General features: G+C 76.0%; 3 protein-coding genes and 2 pseudogenes. All 5 read right to left on the bottom strand.

The window, feature by feature from the left end; translation table 11 throughout:
• Positions 1-551: pseudogene (locus ABFX54_RS56225) on the bottom strand (D-beta-D-heptose 1-phosphate adenosyltransferase); the annotation flags it as partial.
• Entirely contained in the window at positions 548-1,096 is a 549-nt protein-coding gene (locus ABFX54_RS56220) for a D-sedoheptulose-7-phosphate isomerase (RefSeq protein ID WP_346115542.1), read from the bottom strand. The gene ABFX54_RS56220 and the pseudogene ABFX54_RS56225, both read right to left, overlap by 4 nt.
• Before the next feature lie 2 nt (positions 1,097-1,098).
• Complete coding sequence (locus ABFX54_RS56215; RefSeq protein ID WP_346115541.1) at positions 1,099-2,289, bottom strand: glycosyltransferase; 1,191 nt, start codon at positions 2,287-2,289, stop codon at positions 1,099-1,101.
• Positions 2,286-3,305, bottom strand: coding sequence for a glycosyltransferase family 9 protein (locus ABFX54_RS56210; RefSeq protein ID WP_346115540.1), 1,020 nt, complete (start codon positions 3,303-3,305; stop codon positions 2,286-2,288). The genes ABFX54_RS56215 and ABFX54_RS56210 overlap by 4 nt, the downstream gene beginning before the upstream one ends.
• A gap of 113 nt (positions 3,306-3,418) precedes the next feature.
• Positions 3,419-3,676 (bottom strand): annotated as a pseudogene (locus tag ABFX54_RS56205) (transferase); the annotation flags it as partial.

Genomic DNA, 3,676 nt, shown 5'->3' with positions numbered 1-3,676 from the left:
TCCGCCTCGCTCGGCGTCAGCAGCGCGCAGCCCGGCACCGGCCGCTCGCCGAGCGGATGCGGGTCCCACACCACCGGCACCTCGGTGTCGCGCAGCAGCTCGCGGGCCATCCTGGCCACGCCTCTGCCGTAGTCGGAGACCAGCACCGCGCCGGCCGCCGCGATGGCCTCGGCCGCCCTCGGGGTGGGCGTACACCGCGCCGCCCTGCCGTCGCCGGTGTCCAGCCTGACCAGCGTCTGGCCGCCCGACCTGACCCTCGTCTTGCGCACGGTGCCGCCGCGCAGCGCCAGCCCGACCAGGTCGAGTTCCTGCGACAGCAGCCCGCACAGCCGGTGGCCGTCGGCGTCGTCGCCGAGCGCGGTGATCAGCACGACGCCGGCGCCGTCCCTGGCGGCCAGCAGGGCCGCCAGACCGGCCCCGCCGGGACGGGCCTGCTCCGCCGACACCGCCACCACCGGCACGGGCGCGTCGGGGCACAGCCGGGCGGCGTCGCCCTCGACGTCCACGTCGAGCAGGGTGTCGCCGATGACGACGAGCGGCCCGTTGCTCACAGCGCCGCCTCCACCGCGTCGCACAGCAGGTGGATCAGCGCCAGGTGCACCTCCTGGACGGTGGCCGTCTCCGCGGCGGGCACGGCGACGGCCTCGTCGCACAGCTCCGACAGCGGGTTCGGCCCCGGCCCCGTCATGCCCCACGCCGTCATCCCGGCCCCCTGGGCCGCTCTGGCCGCGGCCAGCACGTTCGGGCTGCCGCCGCTGGTGGACAGGCAGATCAGCACGTCACCGTCGCGCCCGTGGGCGAGCACCTGGCGGGCGTAGACCTCGTCGGCGCCGAAGTCGTTCGCGATCGCCGTCAGCGACGAGCCGTCCGCGTGCAGCGGGATCGCCGCGTACGGGCGCCGGTCCTGCCGGAACCTGCCGACCAGCTCGGCCGTCAGGTGCTGGGCCTCGGCCGCCGAGCCGCCGTTGCCGCAGGCCAGCAGCCTGCCGCCGGCGGCCAGCACCCCGGCCAGCCGGCCACCCCAGGCCCGGACGGCGACCGCGTGGTCGTCGACCTTCTCCAGGGTGTTCCAGAGCTTCTCCAGATGGGCATCCATGCTCAACCCCCCAGGGCCGCCAGCCGGCCGACCTTGCCTTCGATCACCTGCGTGTACACGGCCTCGGTGCGTTCGGCCACCCGTGGCCAGCCGTAGCGCTCGCGGGCCCGGCGGGCCCCCGCCGCACCCAGTTCGGCCCGCCGGCCGGGGTCGCCGGGCACCTCCTGCAGCTCCCTGGCCAGGGCGCGCGGCCGGCGCGGCGGCACCAGCACGCCGGCTCCGGCGACCGTGTCGAGGTGACCGCCGACCGCCGAGGCCACGACAGGAACGCCGCACGCCATGGCCTCCACCGGCACCATGCCGAACGGCTCGTACCAGGGCACCGACACGACCACGTCGGCCGAGCGCATCAGCGCGGGCACGTGCGTGCGCGGCACGCTGCCGATGACGTGCACGCGGTCGCCCATCCCGTAGCCCTCGGCCAGCTCGCGCAGCCGGACGGCCTCCTCGTCGCCGTGGCCGCCGCCGGCGATCACCAGGTCGGCGCCGGGAAGGCGGCGCATCGCCCGCAGCACGGTGTCCACGCCCTTGCGCGGCACCATCCGGCCGATGCTGAGCACGAGCGGCCGTTCCGTACGCGGCGCCACCGGCCCCTCCGGGCGGAACGCCTTCAGGTCCACCCCGCACGGCACCACCGCGATCCGGTGCTCGGGGACGCCCATCGCGCACAGCTCGCGCACCTCGTCCCCGCACGTGGCCAGCACGGCGTCGGCGCACAGGCCGATCTCGCGCTCGGTCTCGATCCGGTGCGCCGGGCTGGTGTCGGCCTCGCCCTGCCAGCGGCGCTTGACCGTGCCGAGCGCGTGGAACGTCTGCACCACCGGGATCCCGCCGCCCGCCGCCCGCAGTGCCGCCTGGCCGCTCATCCAGAAGTGCGCGTGCGCCACGTCCGGCGGCCGGGCGGCCCAGCTCCTGGCCAGCCGGTCGGTGAACTCCGGCATGTACGCGGGCAACTCGTCCTTGGGGACGCGGGTCGCGGGGCCGGCCGTGACGTACTCGACCGTGACGCCCGGGGCCGGGCGCACCGAGCCCGGCTGGGACGCGGACGAGCGCCGGGTGTGGACGACGACCGTGTGCCCCCGATTCGCCAGGGCCAGCGCCAGCCTGGCGACGTGCACGTTCTGGCCGCCGGAGTCCACGCCGCCGATCGCCGCCAGCGGGTCCGCGTGCTCCGAGATGAGATCGACCTTCACTGCGTCAGCTCCCTCACTGCCTTGACCACCTGCTCACTCGTCACTTGGGACAGGCACGGGTGCCCGGGCACCGGGCAGACGCGCGCCCTGCTGCCACGACAGGGCGCGCGCTGATCGCCCAGCAGCACCGTGGGCACGCCGTACGGGGCCCACCGCGCCGCAGGGACGACGGGGGAGAACAGGCTCACGACCGGGGTGCCGACCGCCGCGGCCAGGTGCGCGGGGCCGGTGTTGCCCGCCACGAGCACGCCGGCGCGTTCGATCACGGCGGCCAGTTCCGCGAATGTGGTCACGCCGCCCAGGTCGACGGCGACGTCGCCGGCCACGAAGGCGGTGAGGTCACGTTCCGTTCCGGTCACGACGACCTGGTGCCCGTCCTCCGCCAGCTCCTCGACCGTCCGCCGGTGGCTGTCGGCGGACCAGGTCCTGGCGGGGGCCGAGGTCCCCGGATGCACCACGACGTACGCGCCCTTGCCGGCCTCGGCGCCGGCTCCATGCCAGTGCCCTAGAAATCTCGCTATATCCGGCAATGGGCGCTGAACAGCGAGTTTGCCGTCGTCGCCGTCGCTCAGCCGGAACCCGGCGGCCTCGGCGACCGCCAGCATGCGCTCCGCCTCCGGCACGTGCACGCTCTCGTCCACCTGGTGGCGCACGTCGAGCAGTGAGCCCGGGTAGTCGTTGCTGATCGCGCTGATCCTGGCCACCCCCGCCAGCCTGAGCAGCAGCGCCAGCGGCAGCGCCGACTGGTGGAACGAGGTGAGCAGCACCGCCTCGTCCACGCCGCCGAGCCGGGCGGTGAGCTCGCCGGCCAGCTCCCGGGTGACGGGTGGCGGGGTGTGGCCGATCCACGGGGCGTCCCAGGTGATCACCCGGTCCACGCCGGGCAGCACCTCGGCCGCGGCCCGCCCGTTCGGGCCGGCCAGGAAGACCACCTCGCGGGCCCGCGTCCGCACGGCCCGCACCGCCGGCCCGGCCAGCAGCACGTCCCCGGCGTCGTCCAGCCGCGCCACCAGCACACATCCCCGATCCCGCGCCGCCCGCCCCGCCCGGGCCCGGCTTCGGGCGCTCCGGCTCGGGGTGCTGTTCCCTTCCGGTGGGTCAGGGGCTTCGTGGTCCGAGGCCGGGCGTCTCATCGGCGCACCTTCCATTCCCCTCGCAGCCGGTACGCGACGGCGACCGGCGGGATCAGCACACTGGTGACGGCCATCCGCAGCACCTCGCCCGGGTCCCGGGGCCCCGGGGCGATCCGCCGCCACGCGAACCCGGCGGTCAACCCCGCCCACACACCCCCGGCGGCCACCGCGAGCACGGGCGCCATCCGCAAGGCCCGTGCAGGCGGCGCGGTGAGGAGCAGGGCCGTCAGGCCGGCCGCCGTCGTGGCCGCGTG

It is taken from the genome of Nonomuraea maheshkhaliensis (assembly GCF_039529435.1).
In the GTDB taxonomy this organism is placed as follows: domain Bacteria; phylum Actinomycetota; class Actinomycetes; order Streptosporangiales; family Streptosporangiaceae; genus Nonomuraea; species Nonomuraea maheshkhaliensis.
Note: the sequence above shows the minus strand (reverse complement) of the source record. Positions and strands in the feature narration are given on the sequence as shown.